This is a genomic window from Acetoanaerobium noterae (genome assembly GCF_900168025.1).
Lineage (GTDB): Bacteria > Bacillota > Clostridia > Peptostreptococcales > Filifactoraceae > Acetoanaerobium > Acetoanaerobium noterae.
Window position 1 is genome coordinate 712,548 of sequence record NZ_FUYN01000001.1, and the last position, 17,666, is coordinate 730,213.

The window sequence follows — 17,666 nt, forward strand, 5'->3', positions numbered from 1 at the left end:
TGATTATATGCTCTATCAACCATAACATTGTAACACACTATTATTTTAAATTCAATAATAAAAATCGATTTTTAAGTTTAGATTATTGTTTGAATGCTTCCATAATAGCATCTATAAATGCATCGTTATCTTTTGTATTTTTCATCATCGAAATAATCTGCTCCATAATCTCAAACGCTGTCGAATTACTTAGAGTTCTTCTAAGGTTGTATGCACAAGCAAGCTCTTTTTCACTTAGTAGCATCTCTTCTTTTCTCGTTCCAGATTTATATATGTCTATCGCTGGGAAAATTCGTTTTTCTGCTAGCTTTCTATCTAGATGAAGCTCCATGTTGCCTGTACCTTTGAACTCCTCAAAGATTACATCGTCCATACGAGAACCAGTCTCTACTAAGGCAGTTGCTAATATGGTGAGAGAGCCACCGTTTCTAATATTCCTAGCAGCTCCAAAAAACTTCTTAGGACCATATAACGCTCCTGGATCTAGCCCTCCTGAAAGAGTTCTTCCAGTTGGAGATATCGTAAGATTGTAAGCTCTTGCAAGTCTTGTGATACTATCAAGAAGAATCACTACGTCTTTTCCATGCTCTACAAGTCTTTTAGCTCTATTTAGAACCATTTCAGCAACCTTGATATGATGAGTAGGAAGCTCGTCAAAGGTAGATGATATTACATCTGCTCCAATTACAGATTCTCTGATATCTGTTACTTCCTCAGGACGTTCATCCACTAGAAGTACTATTAGTTCTACCTCTTTATTATTATGAATTATAGAATTTGCTATAGTTTTAAGTAGAGTTGTTTTACCAGCTTTTGGGGGAGCTACTATCAATCCTCTTTGACCTTTTCCAACAGGACTTATTATATCAATTAATCTTGCAGAAAGCTCTTTAGATTTTTCTAAATAAAATCTCTCGTCTGGATAAACAGGAGTGAGCGTGTCAAAAGATTTTCTTCTTGTAGCTGCATCTGGCTTATAGCCATTTATAGACTTTACATATAAAATAGCTCGAAATTTTTCCCCATTTTTAGGCGGCCTAGTTATCCCTAGAATTTTATCTCCTGTTTTCATATTAAATCTACGAATTTGAGATGGCGATATATAAACGTCATTTTCTGTAGATAGATAATTCGAGCCTCTTAAAAAGCCATACCCATCTGGTAGGATTTCAAGTACTCCCTCTGCAAAATCAACTTCTTGCTCATCTTTTATTTCTTCTGCTAGATTGTCTGGCAATGATGCTAGCTGCTGTTCTTGACTATCCTTTTTATTAGCAAGCTCTTCTTTATTATCAGTATCCACACTTTTAATAAATTCATCTTTATTAGGTTGTTCATTATTTTTTATGGCTTTATCTTTATGAATGGCTTCGTCTTTTTTTTCATAGCTCTTATTATCAATAGTTTCGTTATTATTTTTTTCTAATATCTCAATCAACTCATTTTTCTTTACTGCTTTTGGCAATTTAATGTTCTTTTCTTTTGCCAATTCTTTTAATTCAATGAGCTTCATCGAATGCAAATCAACCATTTTGTAGTTCCTCCTAAAGCTTTTATACTAAAAATATTTAATTACTATTTGCTTTTGTCTATGGAAATTAATCTTTGGTTTTGAGATACTTCATGAGAAGATTCTATGAAAAGCTAGTATCGAGATGTTTACAAGACTGTATTCACAATAAAATAGTAAAAGTAGCTGACAATAAGCTTGCGCTAATCATCCGCTACTTTATTATTATACCACATAATCCAAATCCTCGCTATTAATAAAACTGCGAGACTAGATTCTGATTTTATTTATTTGCATAGATATAAGGCTTTTTATTTAGCCTGTGAATAGCCTCTACAAATCTTATTGTTCCAGTTTCTGCTCTCATCACTATAGAGTGAGTCTTTGCCATATTTTCGGAATCAAAAATGACACCTTTAAGTAAATTTCCATCTGATATTCCACTTGCTGCAAAATACACTTCGTCTCCGCATACTAAATCTTCTAATTCAAGAAGCTGTTCAGGATCTACTCCCATCTTCTGGCATCTTTTGTATTCGCTTTCTTCTTCTGCAATTAATCTGCCTTGGAAATCTCCTCCTAGGCATTTTATTGCCGCGGCTGCCAAAACTCCTTCTGGAGCTCCACCGGAGCCTAGCATTATGTCTATTCCTGTATGTGAAAAGCAAGTATCTATAGCTGCAGCTACATCACCATCCATAACAAGCTTAATTCTGCATCCCATCTGTCTACAGATTTTCATAAGATTTGAATGTCTCTCTCTATCAAGCATCGTAACTGTAAGCTCTTCTATAGGTTTATCCAAAGCCTTAGCAGTTTCAACTAGGATATCAGGAATAGGCATATCAAGACTTACTCTGCCTTTTACTTTTGGTCCTACTGCTATTTTTTGCATATACATATCTGGAGCATGAAGTAGCTTTCCTTCAGGAGCCATAGCAATTATAGCTATCGCATTATTAAATCCCTTGGCAACAGAAACAGTTCCATCTACAGGGTCAACTGCTATATCTACTTTTGGATGTCCTTCGCCTAGACCAACTTTTTCTCCTATATAAAGCATAGGAGCCTCATCCATTTCTCCTTCACCTATTACAACCGTGCCATCTATATCTACAGTCGAAAACATCTTCCTCATAGCTGATACAGCTGCTTCATCTGCTCCATCCTTATCTCCACGACCCAAAAATTTTGCACTTTCGATAGCTGCAGCCTCTGTAACCCTAACTAGGTTCAACGCTAGATTCCTATCCATAATAAAAATCTCCCCTTTTCCAACTAATCATAAATGGCTAGCTTATTGTCAAAATTTAAAAATTATATTTTTCATTATTCTAAATAAAATTCCATTTATATATTTTACTAGATATTTTTGTATTTATCCATAAGGTCAACCATGATGCTGTTCTTATCTAGCTTATGAATAGCTTCAACAAATCTTATAGTACCTGTTTTCGAGCGCATAACTATAGAGTGAGTCTTGGCTTTATCATTTTTAAGATATACTACTCCTTTTAACAAATCTCCACTTGTTATTCCAGTAGCAGCAAAGAACACATCTTCTCCCTTTGCTAAATCATCTAGGTAAAGTACCTTTGATAGCTTTTCATCTGTAAAGCCCATTTCATGGCATCTTGAAATTTCCTCTTCGCTTAGAGGATTTAACTTTGCCTGCATATCTCCGCCCATGCACTTGACAGCGGCCGCAGTAATAACTCCTTCAGGAGCTCCTCCTATGCCCATAAAAATATCAATCCCTGTTTCTTCAAAGCATGTAGCCATAGCACTAGCTACGTCTCCATCACTGAAAAGTTTAATTCTGGCTCCGATTGCTCTAGCCTCATCTATAATATCCTTGTGTCTATCTCTGTCTTGAACTATTAGAGTAATCTCAGAAATTCTTTTGTTAAGCGCTTTAGATACTCTGGTTATGTTGTTGGTAACTGTATCATCAATATCAATGCAGCCTTTGGCTTCTGGACCTACTACTATTTTTTTCATATAGGTGTCAGGCGCTTTTAGTAAGCAGCCTTTTTCTGACATGGCTAAAACTGCTATAGCATTAGGAAGTCCCTTTGCAATAAGGCTCGTACCCTCTAAAGGGTCTACTGCTATATCTGTCTTTCTTCCATTTCCAGTTCCTAGCTTTTCTCCTATATATAGCATAGGCGCTTCGTCCAGCTCTCCCTCGCCTATTACTACCTCTCCATCTATATCTATGCTTTCAAAGGCAAGTCTCATACCTTCTACAGCCGCTCCATCAGCTCCGTTTTTATCTCCTCTGCCCATATATCTAGCAGATGCTAGTGCTGCAGTTTCTGTTACCCTAACAAGTTCAAGCGCAAGATTTCTACTCATCATTTCCTCCAAATACAATAATATGAAATATTAACTTATTTGTATAACACCTTTAATCCAATATACAATTATAAAGTATGTCACAATATCTGTCAAAATCATAATTCATTATAAAAGCTAAAAATATTAAACTATCTCCAGCTTATATTTGAAAGAAATTTATCTATTTTGTCCCTCTTTAGAGACACTCTTCCCATATATATTGATTTTCTAAGAGCTTCATATGCTGGCATTGCTTCATGCTCTCCAACTAATTTTTTTATTTCCTCAAAGGTAATAATTTTATCCATCTCCTTAAGAGGAAGATATCTTGTTATATAGTTGTTTGCTATATATTCTACGTGGACTTTAAAATTACCCATTTCTTCGTCTGGATTTAGTAGCTTTCTAGTTGCTACTATATCTGCATATCCAATTAAAAGCACATCTAGGGTTTCATCTTCAGTCTGAGAAAACATATTAAATAAGGTATCTCCAGATACATCATTGTTTTTATAAATAACTAGAGGAAACATATGAAGAGCCGAATATCTAGATAAAGTCACCGTGTCTTCTTCGCTTAGCCCTAGCCTTTTTCCGATTTCCATAAGCATCTCAGCTCCTACTATCTCATGACCTTGGAACCTCGTTCTGCCTTTGTCATCGTTGAACTTAGCAGCTGGTTTTCCTATGTCGTGGAAAAAAGCTCCAAGCTTTATAAGAGATAGTCTTTTTATATTGCTATTCATGCACTTACTAGTATGCTCTTCATAAGCTGTCCTAAGGTGGTCCTCAAAAAATCCATTTGCATTTACTACTCCTTCAAGCACTTTTAAGGTATATACTGAATGAGTAAAAGAGTCCACCACGTGATACTTACATTCGCCTACATTTTTCATAGGCTCTATCTCAGGGAAAATATACTGAAGCATTCCTATATGTCTATCCATTAGATTTATATAGTATGAGCTTTCTTTTTGGTCTAGGATTCTAAAAAGCTCTTTGGTGTATTCATCGCCTCTTATACCTTCTAACCAATGTACATGCTCTTTCATAAAGATTTCAGTATCAGGGTCAATATCTAGCTCATGCTCAGCCATAAGTCTAATCCCTCTAAGATATCCTATAGGATTTTGTCTTAAATTTTCACCATCGACTATCCTGAGGATTCTATTATTTATATCCTCAAGTCCTCCATGAGGATTTATGAGCTTTTCAGGCTTGAAATCTATAAAATCATCCAAGGTCATAGCTACAGCATCAACTGTATATATTTTTTTTGACAGCTGGCTTATGATTCCCTGTGGACAAATCTTAGAAAATATAAGAGAAACAAATCTATCGCTAAATATTTCTATACTCCCATCTTCTTTCTCAATCATAGTATAGCCTTCGCATCTATTCATAAATTCTCGGGCAATATCTAGAGCCTCAAAGGATGTTAATATTCTTATTCTCTTTATTTTGTCTGCAATTAAATATTCTCTAATTCCAGAGCCAGCAATATAGAATTTATCATTTCTTTCTTTTTCTATTTCTTTCAATATCTCTATAGGTCTTAATATATTAAGCATAGTTCTCACTCCCTGGAAAAATAATTAGTAAAGTATAATTATTGTTGACATTTTATTCCTGCACTGATAAGATATTCTATGTTTGTTAGATAATTTGTTAATTAAATTCAGGAGGTATAAATTGAAGTCAACTGGCGTAGTAAGAAGAGTCGATGAGTTAGGAAGAGTAGTAATTCCAATTGAAATAAGAAGAATCCATCATATTTCAGAAAAAGATCCACTAGAAATTTTCGTAGAAGGCGACTCTATAATACTAAAAAAATACGAATCATCATGTATATTCTGCAGCAGCACGGAAGATATTAAAGAGTTTAACGGAAAAAACATCTGTAATGGATGCGCTTCAAAAATTTCAACGCTATAATATCTTTTATACATATCTCAAAGAACCTGATTGATAAAATCAAACAGGTTCTTTTTTACTTTACTGGTTGCTGCGTGATGATACCTACTTAATACCCAAAGCCAAGGCATAGGCATCATTTTTTTTAATCTTATATTCAATAGCTATCTGCTTAGCAACTTCCTTTGTGGATAAATCCTGCAAAAGCAGTTCTTTAATTCTTTTTTCAACAGCTTCTTTATTTATTTCAGGCTCTACTTCTTCTATAGCTCCTTCTAAAATAATAACCATTTCTCCTCTATGCTCTAGCATAGAGAAATCTTCACTCAAACTTCTAAGGCTTGTTCTTATATACTGCTCATACTTTTTAGTAAGCTCTCTTGCTATTACTATTTTTCTGTCTCCTAGTATTTCAAAAAGCTCAGAAATAGTTTTTTCTATCCTATGAGGAGCTTCATAAAAAATAAGAGTTTCTTGTCTAGCTTTAAGCGCTTCAATTGTTTCTTTTCTAGTTTTATTATTCCTGTCCAAAAATCCAATAAAAGTAAATCTGCTTGTATCTAGTCCAGAGGTTACAAGAGCAGTAAGAAATGCAGATGGTCCCGGAAGAGTTACAACCTCTACCTCACTTTCAATGCACTGCTTGATGAGTTTTTCTCCAGGGTCAGATATTCCTGGCATTCCTGCATCTGATACAAGTGCAACGTCATGACCTGATGTAATTAGTTCTATAAGCTCCCTTGATTTAAATGCTTCGTTATGCTCGTGAAGGCTAATCAAAGGTTTTTTTATATTTAGATGGTTCAAAAGCTTGATAGTATGCCTAGTGTCTTCTGCTGCTATATAGTCTACTTCTTCAAGCGTCCTTATAGTTCTTAGAGTGATATCTTCAAGATTTCCTATAGGAGTAGGACATACATATAATTTAGCCAAGGTCTTCACCTAATTCCTTAATAGAATAAGTTCTTATTATTTCCTCATCATAGCTGCCATCCTCTTTGTGTACATAAAGAGGGTCTAGTATTTTAAGCTCTGGCTTTGCAGCTCTTACAAACTTTATCAGCACTAGATTCGGAGCCTTTGATGGCTTTGGATGTACAAATTTCATCAATTTCGGCTCTAGCTTATGAGCTCTTGCACTGACAAAGATATCGCAGAGCCTAATAGGTCTATGAACCATAAAAAAGCTTCCATTGTCCTTTAAAAGCTTTGATGCTGTCTTCATTATATCATCTAAATTGCAGTGGATTTCATGTCTTGATATTTTTTTCTTTTCATTTTCATTAGTCAACCCATTGGCATGCATATATGGAGGATTTGATGTTATAAAGTCAAGAGAATGAGGCTTGATATAAGAAAGTGCATCCTTTAAATTTATATTTAAAATCTCGATTCTATCCTCTAATTTATTGAGCATAATAGACCTATTGGCCATCTGAGCGACTTCCTTTTGAATCTCTATTGCATATATATGGTCAACCTTGCTTTTTCCAGCTACCAATATAGGAATAATTCCAGTGCCTGTTCCAAAGTCCGCTCCTACATATCCTTTTTTTACTGTTACAAAATTTGACAGTAAAACAGCATCTATCCCAAAGCAAAAGCCATCCTTTTGCTGTATGATTTTAAGGTCATGTATCTGCAGGTCGTCAATTCTTTCATTTTCATTTAATAACTCAGGCATTTTAATCTCCTTTTATATTTTACGTTTATTTTCATTAGAAAAGGAGCATAAGCTCCTTTTTTTAGTCTTCTAGTTTCTTAAGTTCTTTTTCAACCTCATGGACATTAGAATCCTGAGTTTTCTTAGGTTTCTTTAATATTTGAACCTCATGAGCTTTGAACTTTCTTATATCTACAGTGTCCTTATTGTCCATAAGAACTTTTACTTCCTCTGCAAGCACCTGAGAATCAAGAACCTTTCCAACTCCATCTGGAGTCTTGATAATGCTTCCAACCTCAGGCATGTATTCTAGAATACCTTCATAGGTTTCATGCTCGTATTTCAAGCAACAAAATAGTCTGCCACAAATACCTGAAATCTTCGTAGGATTAAGAGAAAGACTCTGATCCTTTGCCATTTTTATAGAAACAGGTTGAAACTCTCCTAGCCAAGTAGAACAGCACAGTGGTCTTCCACAGCAGCCTAATCCACCTAGTGACTTAGCTTCATCTCTGACACCTATTTGTCTAAGCTCAATTCTAGTTCTAAAAATCGCAGCAAGGTCTTTTACAAGCTCTCTAAAATCTATTCTGCCTTCAGCTGTAAAATAAAAAATCAGCTTATTTCTATCAAAAGTATACTCAGTATCTATGAGATTCATATCAAGCTGGTGTACTACTATCTTTTCTTCACAAATCTTAAAAGCTTCCTCTGCAAGAGTTTTGTTTTCTAGGTTTCTTTGGATATCCTCTTCATTGGCAAGCCTAATAATAGGCTTAAGAGGTGCAATAATATCCGATTCCTCTACCTCTTTACCCGGTACTACTGCAATACCGTACTCCATTCCTCTAGCTGTTTCAACTATTACCTTTTCGTCTTGACTTATTTCTATATCAACTGGGTCAAAATAGTATATCTTCCCAGCTTTTTTAAATCTAACTCCTACAACTTTTATCACTTTATAACCTCCATTATATTAAAAAGCATCGCCTCACACGTCAAATTGTAATTACATCTACTAGATAGTTTTTTTCTAGTATCTTCTATTATATCAATAATTGTCAGAAGCTGAAAGTGGGTAAAAGAAGAAGCTAGTGTATCCACAAGTTCATTTTCTGCTATGCAATATGACAAATAATCGCTGCGTTCTTTAGTTATTAATATATCTCTCGTATAATCCATGAATGCATCTATGACTACATCAATATCATCTTTTTGATTTTTTAAGTCTTCCATATATTGAATTATACCTATTTCATTCTTTTCAATAAGGTTCTCAAAAAAACTCTCTATTTGTTCCTTTAGTGCCTTATCAATATCTAAAGCAGTATCCTCTGAAGGAAAATAGTACGATATGCATCTAGATCTAACCGTATCTAGCAACCCTCTTGCATTTTCACATATAAGTATAAACAGTACATCTGAAGGAGGCTCTTCCAAAGTTTTTAGAAAAGCATTCTGCATTACTGGAGTCATCTTCATAGCATCTTCAAATATATAGATTTTTTTTGATTTAAAAGGCTTTATGTAGCAATCTCTATTTATAAACCTAATGGTTTCTATATTCATTTTTTCATTTGTTACTACAAAATAATCACTGCAGTTTTCTAGATGCTCAGTATCTAGTATTCTCTTGCTAAGCTCTGTTGCCATTATCTCTTTTTTTGAATCCTTGGACCCTTCAAAAATAAATGCATGAGATAGGGTTTGATTAGAGGCAGCATAAAAAAGATTATCTTGTATTTCTTTATATAACTTATTTCTTTCCAATTTAATCTCCATCCTCACTAGACTTCAGGCTCTTAAGAATCAAGCTGTATATTTCCTCGTGAATATCTTTAATTTGGCGTAGCTTATCATTACTTGTGCAGTCAATATTTTCCCAGCCGTATTTTTTTGCCACATAAAGAGCATTTTCATAAGATTTTTCTAAATAACCCTTATTTGCTTCATGAATATCCTTTTTGACATTGCCTGTAATTTTATTTTTTCTATTTTTCATAAGCTTAAACGAAAATTCTACAGGCATATTTAGAAAAAATACCTTTGTAGGTCTTGGAAGTCCATAAAAGTCGAACTCATACTCATCAAGCCACTGCAAGAACTTATCTTTCTCGCTATAATCATCGTATTTTGCCGCTTGATGAACCATGTTAGAGGTAGTATATCTATCTGCAATTATTATTCCACCATTATTATAAAATTCTTCCCACGAGGTTTTAAAGGAAGCATATCTATCTACAGCATAAAAAGTAGAAGTTATATAGGGATTCACATCCTCTGGCTTTGAGCCAAAATCTCCTCTTAAATACATCTTCACTAAAGCCGAGGATTCACTTTTATAATTTGGAAATTCTATTTTTCTTACATTATATCCATCCATCTTCAGTTTATTATATAAAAGCTCAGTCTGCGTAGCCTTACCGCTAGCATCAGAACCTGATTCAACCACAAATAATCTGCCCATATTTCCTCCTAAGTAACGCCTTCATACTTACTTTTTATATTATAAAGGATAATCTAGGTTTTTTCTATGTAATTGTCTTCACAATAAAAAAACTGGCTTTTTCTTTACTATTAATACAGTTAAGAAAAAACCAGTTCTTTTGCTTTATTTATTGTGTTTAGTTTTTTGAATCAAGGTTCCTAGATTACTTGGCTTATTTGTATTGCATATCCTAAGTGGTATAGAGGCAGTAGCTACTGGATTTACTGCATCCGGGTGATATACCTTTGCGCCGTTTCTACTCACTTCAAGAAGCTGTTCATAGCTCATCTCTGAAATAGTAACTGCATTTTCATTTATTCTCGGATCATCAGTCATAACTCCATCTACATCGGTCCAGTTTTCATATAAATCAGCAGACATTCCTCTTGCAATGATAGAGCCTGTAATATCAGAGCCTCCTCTTTCAAAGGTTTTAATATTTCCATTAAAATCCTTTCCATAAAAACCTGGAATTACTACAAATTCTTCTTTATTAAGCTTTTTTTGAATTTCTAAATAGGTCTTTGCTTCATCTACTAAACCAGCTTCATCAAAGAAAATAAGCTCAGATGCATCTATAAATCTATACCCTAGATGAGCTGCTAGTACTTGAGCATTTAGATATTCTCCTCTGCTTATGATAAAATCCCTGTGAATAGAATCCTCAATATCTTCTACAGTTTTGCTAATAAGGCTAAATACATGACTTGGAAGCTTAAGATTTTCTGATATCTCCTTGAATCTTTCATAGACCTGTCCTATAGCTTTTTTTCTTTGTTTTTCTATTTCTAGCTGCTTTATTTTTAACTCATAACAGCTTTCAAGCAAATCAGTAACCTTGATATCCTCATCATGTCTTTTACCTGGTGCTGACACTACTATATGAGTTCTATTTTTGTCTGACAGTATGATGTCCTTCGTCTTTGCAAACTGAGCCGAATCAGATAGTGAGCTTCCACCGAATTTTGCAACCACCTTTTGCTCTATTTTTTCTATCTGATATGGTGTCTGCTGATAGACAAAATAATTAATCCAGTTTGAAAAAATTAAGCTAGCACTTGATTTCCATCTTACAAGAATGCGATTTGAAGGGTCGTCATTTTTAAAATAATTTCTAGGTATACTTGGATTTATCCCTTTATTCAAGTCTCTTATATACTCGTTGTAAAGCGTATCGGTATCATATTCTCCATGCCCTGATATAAAAACAAATCTTTCATCAACACTAGAAGATATGCATACCCCAGCCTCATCTGAACGTGCTAGGATTTTTAAATCTGGAACCTTTCTAAGCTCAGCTTCTTCGTTTTCAGTATTTCTCGACTGAGGATAGAAAAAATTATCATCTAGACCTCTAGTTAGCTTTGAATCCTCAGCTAGTTCATATTCAAATACTCCGCTTAGCTTTGAACCTAGATTCCTTTTTTGTACACCGTAGTAATAATATAAAGCAGCCTGAGATGCCCAGCATATGAATAAGCTCGAGTAAACATGTGTACGGGCAAACTCGAATAGCTCCTTTAATTCATCCCAGTAATCAATCTCTTCAAACTCCAAATGCTCAACTGGAGCTCCTGTTATGATAAGTCCATCGTATTTATTATTTTTAATTTCGTCTAATGTTTTATAGTTTTTAGTAAGGTACTCCATATCGGTGTATTTACTTTTTCTGCTTTTTGTTCTTATTAAATCAAGCTCTATCTGAAGCGGCGTATTAGAAAGCGCCTTCATCAGATGGATTTCTGTTTCTTTTTTGTTAGGCATTAAATTGACTATACCTATTTTCAGAGGTCTTATATCCTGAGTAGTTGCTCTTAGCTCTGGAATCTGAAAAATATCCTTGTCGTAAAACTCCTTGAGTAGGTCCGTATTAGTAGAATTTATTATAGGCAAGACTATTCCCCCTTACACCTACGCTTTTAGTGCTTGGTATAAATCATCGCAGATATCCTTTGGATTTTCGATTCCTACAGATAGCCTGATCATCTCAGGAGCAATCCCAGCTTTGATCTGCTGCTCTTCACTTAACTGTCTATGCGTCATACTAGCTGGATGAAGCACATGTGTTCTTAAATCTCCTACATGAACTACAAGGCTCGCTAGCTTGACAGAATTTATAAATAGCTTGGCTTTGTCTACTCCGCCCTTCACTCCAAATGATATAACTCCAGAAGCGCCTTTAGGAAGATATTTTTCAGCAAGCTTGTAGTCTTTGGAACCTTCTAGCTTTGGATAGTTGACCCATGCAACCTCATCTAGGCTTTGAAGAAACTTCGCAACCTCTAGAGCATTGTCACTGTGTCTTTGCATTCTAAGAGCCAAGGTTTCTGTTCCTAAATTAATTAAAAATGCATTATTGGGACTCATCGTAGAGCCTAAATCTCTAAGAAGCGATGCTCTTGCCTTTACTATGAAGGCTTGGTTTCCAAAAGCCTCTGTATAGCTAAGCCCATGATATGCCGGGTCTGGCTGAGTAAGGCAATCAAAGTTCCCATTGTTCCAATCAAAATTACCGCTGTCTACTATCACGCCACCTAGACTAGTTGCATGACCATCTAGATACTTTGTAGCAGAATGAGTAACTATATCAGCTCCATGCTCTATCGGTCTGCATAAATAAGGTGTAGCAAAGGTATTGTCCACAACAAATGCCAATTTATTATCATGTGCGGCTTTTGCAAAAGCCTCTATATCAAGTACCTCTACACCAGGATTTCCTAACGTTTCTGCAAATAGCAGCTTTGTTTTAGAATTTACATGTTTTGCAATCTCTTTAGGCTCTATTGTGCATGGAAGTATAGTTGCCTCAATCCCCATACGCTTTAAAGTAGAAGTAAACAACGTATGGGTTCCACCGTATAGATTTGAAAGGCAGATAAAATTATCCCCAGCGCTACACAAAGTAAAAATAGCAAAGAAATTTGCTGATTGACCTGAAGCAACCCCAAGAGCTCCTACTCCACCTTCTAAAACAGCCAGCTTTTTTTCCAAAACCTCTACAGTTGGATTACTGATTCTGGAATACATATGTCCTACTGCTGATAAATCAAATAAAGCTGCAACCTGATCTGCATCATCGTACTTGTAAGTAGTTGACTGCACTATAGGAGCTACTCTTGGCTCTCCACTTTTTGGTTCATAGCCTGCCTGTACACACTGAGTTTCTACACTGTAATTCTTCATTAATATCCTCTCCTTTTCATATTGAGAGTCTGAGAAATTAAAAAAGCCGCACAAAGTGCGGCTTTATGATTTTAAATAAATAAAATCAACAAATCTAAATACAAAAATAGACTTGTAGGCTACACTTATCTCTCAGACTATTGTCTGCTGGAATTAGCACTCGGTTTTATATAAAACCCTTGCCTGGTTTCGTAGGGCCAGTCCCTCCACCAATCTTGATAAGCAACTTTTATTAAGTTTGATTTTTATAATACACTGTTCTAGGATAAATTGCAAGTATTTTTTTAAATTATTAAATCGTTAGCTTCAGTCACTTTTTTCTAAGGGCGTAAATTCAATTTTTCTAATTTTTCTCTTATTTTAGACTCACAATTAATATCTGTTAATACAACCAAATAATCTCCCACCATAATTTTAGTATCTCCTTTTGGAATAAGTTCTACTTCTCCTCTTTTTATAGCGACGAGAAGAGATTTTCCTGGCCAATGTAAATCTTTTACCAAAGAATTTTCAAAAACAGAGTCATGCTGAACTATTATTTCTACAAGAATTTTATTAATATGTTCTTTCTCATCTTCTGGATGTTCTTGAACTATTAAATTATCAAGTAATTTATCATATACTGGAGGACTATTTAAAAGCTCTGCCACTATATATGCTGTAATTGAAACAACTGTGAGTGAAAGCAAATGGTTGAAAGAACCTGTCATTTCCATTATTAAAACTATACCAGTTATAGGTGCTCTTACAATAGCCGTAAAATATCCAGCCATAGCAAGGATAATAAAATTATTAAAAAGACTCTCATCAAAAATTCCATTTCCTATCATTACATGTCCAAAGATACTTCCAATAGTTGCACCTAAAATAAGTAAAGGAAAAAATATACCACCAGGAGCTCCTGATGCAAAACTTAACATCGAAAAAATAAATTTAACTATTAAGATTAAAACAAGAAAACTAATACCATTTTTAAGATTTAGATATTCTATAATCTTATGGCCTCCTCCTGTTGCAAGTGGAAAAACTAAACCTAGAAATCCTGCTAGAATAAAAGGAATTATTATTTTTGTTCTTATATTAAGAAAAGTTAATTTTTTATAAAATTTTTGAGTTTTAAATAAAGTATAATTATAGATAGCTCCAGAAATCCCCAAAACAATTCCTAAAAATATAAGCATTAAGTATCCATTAAGTGGTACTGTTTGGCTTACTGGAAAATTAAAAACTGGATTCATACCAAAAACTTTTTTCGAAATAAAGTCTGCAGTTACTGCAGCAGAAATAGTCGATAGTAAAATGATTGGAGAAAAATACTTAAAAATTTCTTCTAAGGCAAAAATCACACCTGCCATAGGTGCATTAAATGCTGCTGCTAATCCCGCACTCGCTCCACTAGCCATAAGTATTCTTTTTTCTAGTCTACCTTTTCCAATTTTATTTCCAACCCCTTCAGCTATACATGCTCCTAACTGAATAGAAGGACCTTCTCTACCTAAAGATAAACCTGCTACTATAGCAATAGCACCTCCTACAAACTTTGATATTAGTGTGTGCATCCAAGACTTACGTGATTTAAAATATCCTTTTAGAATTCCTTCTAACTGAGGTATTCCACTTCCTGAAATCATTTTATTTTTATCAACTAAATACCCTACAAAATATCCCATTCCAATTAAGAATAAAAAAGTAATAGGGAGAAACATGAAATTTTGATTCAAAAAAGTATATGTAAAATTAGAGATTGTTTCTGCATTTGTTAGTGTGATTCTGTAAAGAACTGAAACTCCTCCTGCCGCTAAGCCAACCACTATACTTTTAAATAAAATAAACATTTTTTCATTATTATGACTTACCAAAATAGTATAATTATTTTTCAACATCATTCCTCCATTTCACGAAAAACTTGTAACCTTCTTTATTCTATACCTAGGAAACAATTATTTCAAATTCTAAATTGCTATTAATAAAATAACTAATCAATACATATAAATGTTATAATGATGTCTACTTAGGATAAATTAAACTTAAAACAGAAATCTATCAAAACGGGGTGGTAATCAGTGAAAAGCATAGGTTCAAAAATTTTAATGGTCGCACTACTAAATATTCTACTTGCGGGATTATTAATTGGTAGTGTCAGTATTTATACCTTTTCTACCAATAGCAAGGCTCAAATAGCTCAGACAGAAAAATTACTTCTAGAGGATTATGATTTGATGATTAAATCCGCAACTGAGTCACTAATAACTTCGCTTAAACCTATTGAAAATGCAATCGAATCTGGAGAGCTAGATAAAGAAACTGGAACTGTGCTAGCTGCTGATATTGTTAGAAATGCAAAGTATGGAGATGGTGGATATTTCTGGGCTGACACTATTGACGGAACAAATGTTGTTCTTCTTGGAAACAAGGATGTTGAGGGAACTAGTAGACTTGGGCTTACTGATGACAATGGAGTTAAAATAGTCGAAGAATTTATAAGAATGGCAAAAGCCTATGGACAAGGATTTTTAAATTATGATTTTCCTAAATCTGGTGAAACTATCCCCCTTCCTAAGAGAGGGTATATTCAGTTAGAGCCATATTTCAACTGGATTATAGGAACAGGAAATTATATCGATGATATCAATGAGGTTGTCAAAGCAGAAGAAGTTGCTGCTGCAGCTATGCTTAGAAGAAATATCATGATTATCATCTCAGTTACTATAGCTATTGCTATCTTAGCAGCTATTATAAGCGCTATCATAAGCAAATCTATAACTAAGCCTATTCGAACTAGTTAATCGTATCGCAATGCTAGACATCAAAGAAACGTCTGAGTTTGATGATATAGTAAACTATAAGGATGAAACTGGAATAATAGGAAAAGCTGTATTTGATTTAAGACAAAATCTAAGAGATATAGTAAATACCCTAAGCGAAGATTCCAAAGTTCTTTCTCAGACAGCCGCAGCGATGAGCGATGGAGCCAACGCAGGATATAGCTCTGTAAATGGAGTAAATGAAGCTGTTACAGAATTTGCAAAGGGTGCTCAAAGTCAAGCTAACGAAGCTCAAATAAGTGTTGAGATGCTAAGTAAACTAGCTGAACAAATAAAATATACAGATAACAACGCTAGCGAGCTTCAATCCTTTACAACTAACGTGACTGAGAAAAACCAAGATGGACTAAAATCAGTGGAAAATCTAAACTTAGAATTTGAAAAAACTCTCACAATCACTACTTCACTTGGAAACAATGTAAACACTCTAGCTGATAAATCTACTCTAATCGAAGATATAGTAGGTGTAATCCAAAACATAGCAGATCAAACAAACCTACTTGCACTAAACGCCGCTATAGAAGCCGCTAGAGCTGGAGAAAGCGGAAGAGGATTTGCAGTTGTTGCTGATGAAATACGAAAGCTAGCTGAACAAACTTCAAAATCTACAGATCAAATAAAAAATATAATCGACGAAATACAAGGAGAAATCTCCTTAATAAAAAACAACATGTCAGAAACTCAAACAGCAGTAGAAGGTGCTACTGGAGAAATGAGCAGAGTACTGAATTCATTTGATGAAATAGAAGAATCACTTTCTAATACCGTAAAACAACTAGATGAACTGACTATCAATATCAGCTCAATAAACGATAATAAAGAAGGGGTTCTAAGTGCTATAGAAGGTATTTCTGCAATCACAGAAGAAAATGCTGCTTCTGCTGAAGAAATAGCTGCTACAACTGAAACTCAGCTAGACTTAATGGAAAACATTACAAAGAGCTCCAGACATCTATCAGAAGTAGCTTCAAAGCTAGATTCTATAATCAAGAAATTCTCATTATAAAGCTTTGATTTAAAAAAACCATATTAAGGCGGTCATAAAGGCCATCTTAATATGGTTTTTTCATTATATATAAGCTAACAAAATCGTATGCTGTGATTTTTAAAGAGTATGTATCCATTCCTTTTTTATCTGCCATAAAGCCGCTTGAATATTAATAGCGTCATCATTTCTTCCTTGCTTTATATTTTCATGATGCTTAAACAATCTTTTCCAGCTTTCTTGCACTTCTCTTTTTAGCTGGGGATAAAAATTGGTGAGAATAACATCACTTTCATTTTTTACTCCATAGGCTTCTAGCATCTTTTTAAACTTAGCTTCATCCTGAGCAGTTTCCCCTATATACGAAAGCCTAAGTACCTTGTACCAATCCTGCATATCAAAATATATAGCTTCAGTCAAAGGAACATTAAGTTTTAATATAGTGCTGTCTGCATGGCTTTCTACATTATTTATATCTGCAAACGCCCAGTAAGGATACTCAGCTTCTGGTGGACCTTTCACATAATTTTGAGCTTCATTCACAAACCAGCTGTATGCCGCTACAAAAATAGGTGCAACCTCTTCATATTTCCTTACTACAAATTCTTTTTTATTAAAGCAAACTCCATCTTTATCTAGCTTGTCTACTACTAGATTTGTCTGCGAAGAATACAGTGAAACAGAATTATTTTCGATTTTCATAAAATATTCTCCTTGATTGATTACCCTATAGAATTACACTAATCTCAAACCCAGGA

At 34.4% G+C, this 17,666-nt stretch carries 16 protein-coding genes and 1 riboswitch; of the genes, 3 read left to right on the forward strand and 13 right to left on the reverse strand.

The genetic code is table 11. The annotated features are described in order from the left end of the window. Positions 1-82: 82 nt before the first annotated feature. The 4 genes from rho to B5X47_RS03605 all read right to left on the reverse strand — a co-directional run bounded on the left by rho (position 83) and on the right by B5X47_RS03605 (position 5,421). Positions 83-1,531, reverse strand: a complete 1,449-nt coding sequence (gene rho / locus B5X47_RS03590) for a transcription termination factor Rho (RefSeq protein ID WP_079588830.1) — start codon at positions 1,529-1,531, stop codon at positions 83-85. A gap of 262 nt (positions 1,532-1,793) precedes the next feature. Beyond that, complete coding sequence (gene glpX, locus B5X47_RS03595) at positions 1,794-2,765, reverse strand: class II fructose-bisphosphatase (protein ID WP_013362350.1); 972 nt, start codon at positions 2,763-2,765, stop codon at positions 1,794-1,796. A gap of 107 nt (positions 2,766-2,872) precedes the next feature. Next, positions 2,873-3,868, reverse strand: a complete 996-nt coding sequence (gene glpX / locus B5X47_RS03600) for a class II fructose-bisphosphatase (protein ID WP_079588831.1) — start codon at positions 3,866-3,868, stop codon at positions 2,873-2,875. A 131-nt stretch (positions 3,869-3,999) separates the two neighbouring features. Further along, a complete protein-coding gene (locus B5X47_RS03605; protein ID WP_079588832.1) occupies positions 4,000-5,421 on the reverse strand; it encodes an HD domain-containing protein in 1,422 nt (473 codons plus the stop codon). 121 nt (positions 5,422-5,542) lie between these two features. Here B5X47_RS03605 and B5X47_RS03610 point away from each other — a divergent pair, with 121 nt between their 5' ends. Beyond that, complete coding sequence (locus B5X47_RS03610; protein WP_079588833.1) at positions 5,543-5,785, forward strand: AbrB/MazE/SpoVT family DNA-binding domain-containing protein; 243 nt, start codon at positions 5,543-5,545, stop codon at positions 5,783-5,785. A gap of 84 nt (positions 5,786-5,869) precedes the next feature. On the opposite strand, the gene rsmI is transcribed toward B5X47_RS03610, so the two are convergent. The 8 genes from rsmI to B5X47_RS03650 all read right to left on the reverse strand — a co-directional run bounded on the left by rsmI (position 5,870) and on the right by B5X47_RS03650 (position 14,978). Beyond that, positions 5,870-6,706: a 16S rRNA (cytidine(1402)-2'-O)-methyltransferase gene (rsmI, locus tag B5X47_RS03615; RefSeq protein WP_079588834.1), complete on the reverse strand. Its 837-nt coding sequence runs from the start codon at positions 6,704-6,706 to the stop codon at positions 5,870-5,872. After that, on the reverse strand, positions 6,690-7,448 hold the full coding sequence (locus B5X47_RS03620; RefSeq protein ID WP_079588835.1) for a tRNA1(Val) (adenine(37)-N6)-methyltransferase: 759 nt from the start codon (positions 7,446-7,448) through the stop codon (positions 6,690-6,692). Before B5X47_RS03620 ends, rsmI begins: the two co-directional genes overlap by 17 nt. 61 nt (positions 7,449-7,509) lie before the next feature. After that, entirely contained in the window at positions 7,510-8,385 is an 876-nt protein-coding gene (locus B5X47_RS03625) for a PSP1 domain-containing protein (protein WP_079588836.1), read from the reverse strand. Continuing rightward, entirely contained in the window at positions 8,382-9,197 is an 816-nt protein-coding gene (locus tag B5X47_RS03630; RefSeq protein ID WP_159446388.1) for a DNA polymerase III subunit delta', read from the reverse strand. The genes B5X47_RS03625 and B5X47_RS03630 overlap by 4 nt, the downstream gene beginning before the upstream one ends. A 1-nt stretch (position 9,198) precedes the next feature. Then, the gene (locus B5X47_RS03635; RefSeq protein WP_079588838.1) at positions 9,199-9,894 is read right to left on the reverse strand and encodes a dTMP kinase; all 696 of its coding nucleotides are present in this window, start codon (positions 9,892-9,894) and stop codon (positions 9,199-9,201) included. Between the two features lie 144 nt (positions 9,895-10,038). Continuing rightward, positions 10,039-11,808 (reverse strand): homoserine O-acetyltransferase/O-succinyltransferase family protein, encoded by a 1,770-nt coding sequence (locus B5X47_RS03640; protein ID WP_079588839.1) that lies wholly within the window; start codon positions 11,806-11,808, stop codon positions 10,039-10,041. Positions 11,809-11,826: 18 nt separating this feature from the next. Beyond that, complete coding sequence (locus tag B5X47_RS03645; protein ID WP_143215747.1) at positions 11,827-13,098, reverse strand: O-acetylhomoserine aminocarboxypropyltransferase/cysteine synthase family protein; 1,272 nt, start codon at positions 13,096-13,098, stop codon at positions 11,827-11,829. Positions 13,099-13,220: 122 nt separating this feature from the next. Next, positions 13,221-13,323, reverse strand: a riboswitch (SAM riboswitch). 95 nt (positions 13,324-13,418) lie between these two features. Beyond that, complete coding sequence (locus B5X47_RS03650; RefSeq protein ID WP_013362362.1) at positions 13,419-14,978, reverse strand: ClC family H(+)/Cl(-) exchange transporter; 1,560 nt, start codon at positions 14,976-14,978, stop codon at positions 13,419-13,421. 183 nt (positions 14,979-15,161) lie between these two features. Between B5X47_RS03650 and B5X47_RS03655 the strand changes: the two genes are divergently transcribed. Together B5X47_RS03655 and B5X47_RS03660 are read left to right on the forward strand one after the other, a co-directional pair. Further along, positions 15,162-15,884 (forward strand): cache domain-containing protein, encoded by a 723-nt coding sequence (locus tag B5X47_RS03655; RefSeq protein ID WP_079588840.1) that lies wholly within the window; start codon positions 15,162-15,164, stop codon positions 15,882-15,884. A gap of 10 nt (positions 15,885-15,894) precedes the next feature. After that, entirely contained in the window at positions 15,895-16,929 is a 1,035-nt protein-coding gene (locus B5X47_RS03660; protein ID WP_079588841.1) for a methyl-accepting chemotaxis protein, read from the forward strand. Positions 16,930-17,028: 99 nt separating this feature from the next. Here the strand turns inward: B5X47_RS03660 and B5X47_RS03665 are convergent, their stop codons facing one another. After that, positions 17,029-17,610, reverse strand: a complete 582-nt coding sequence (locus B5X47_RS03665; protein ID WP_079588842.1) for a DUF3841 domain-containing protein — start codon at positions 17,608-17,610, stop codon at positions 17,029-17,031. Positions 17,611-17,666: the final 56 nt, after the last annotated feature.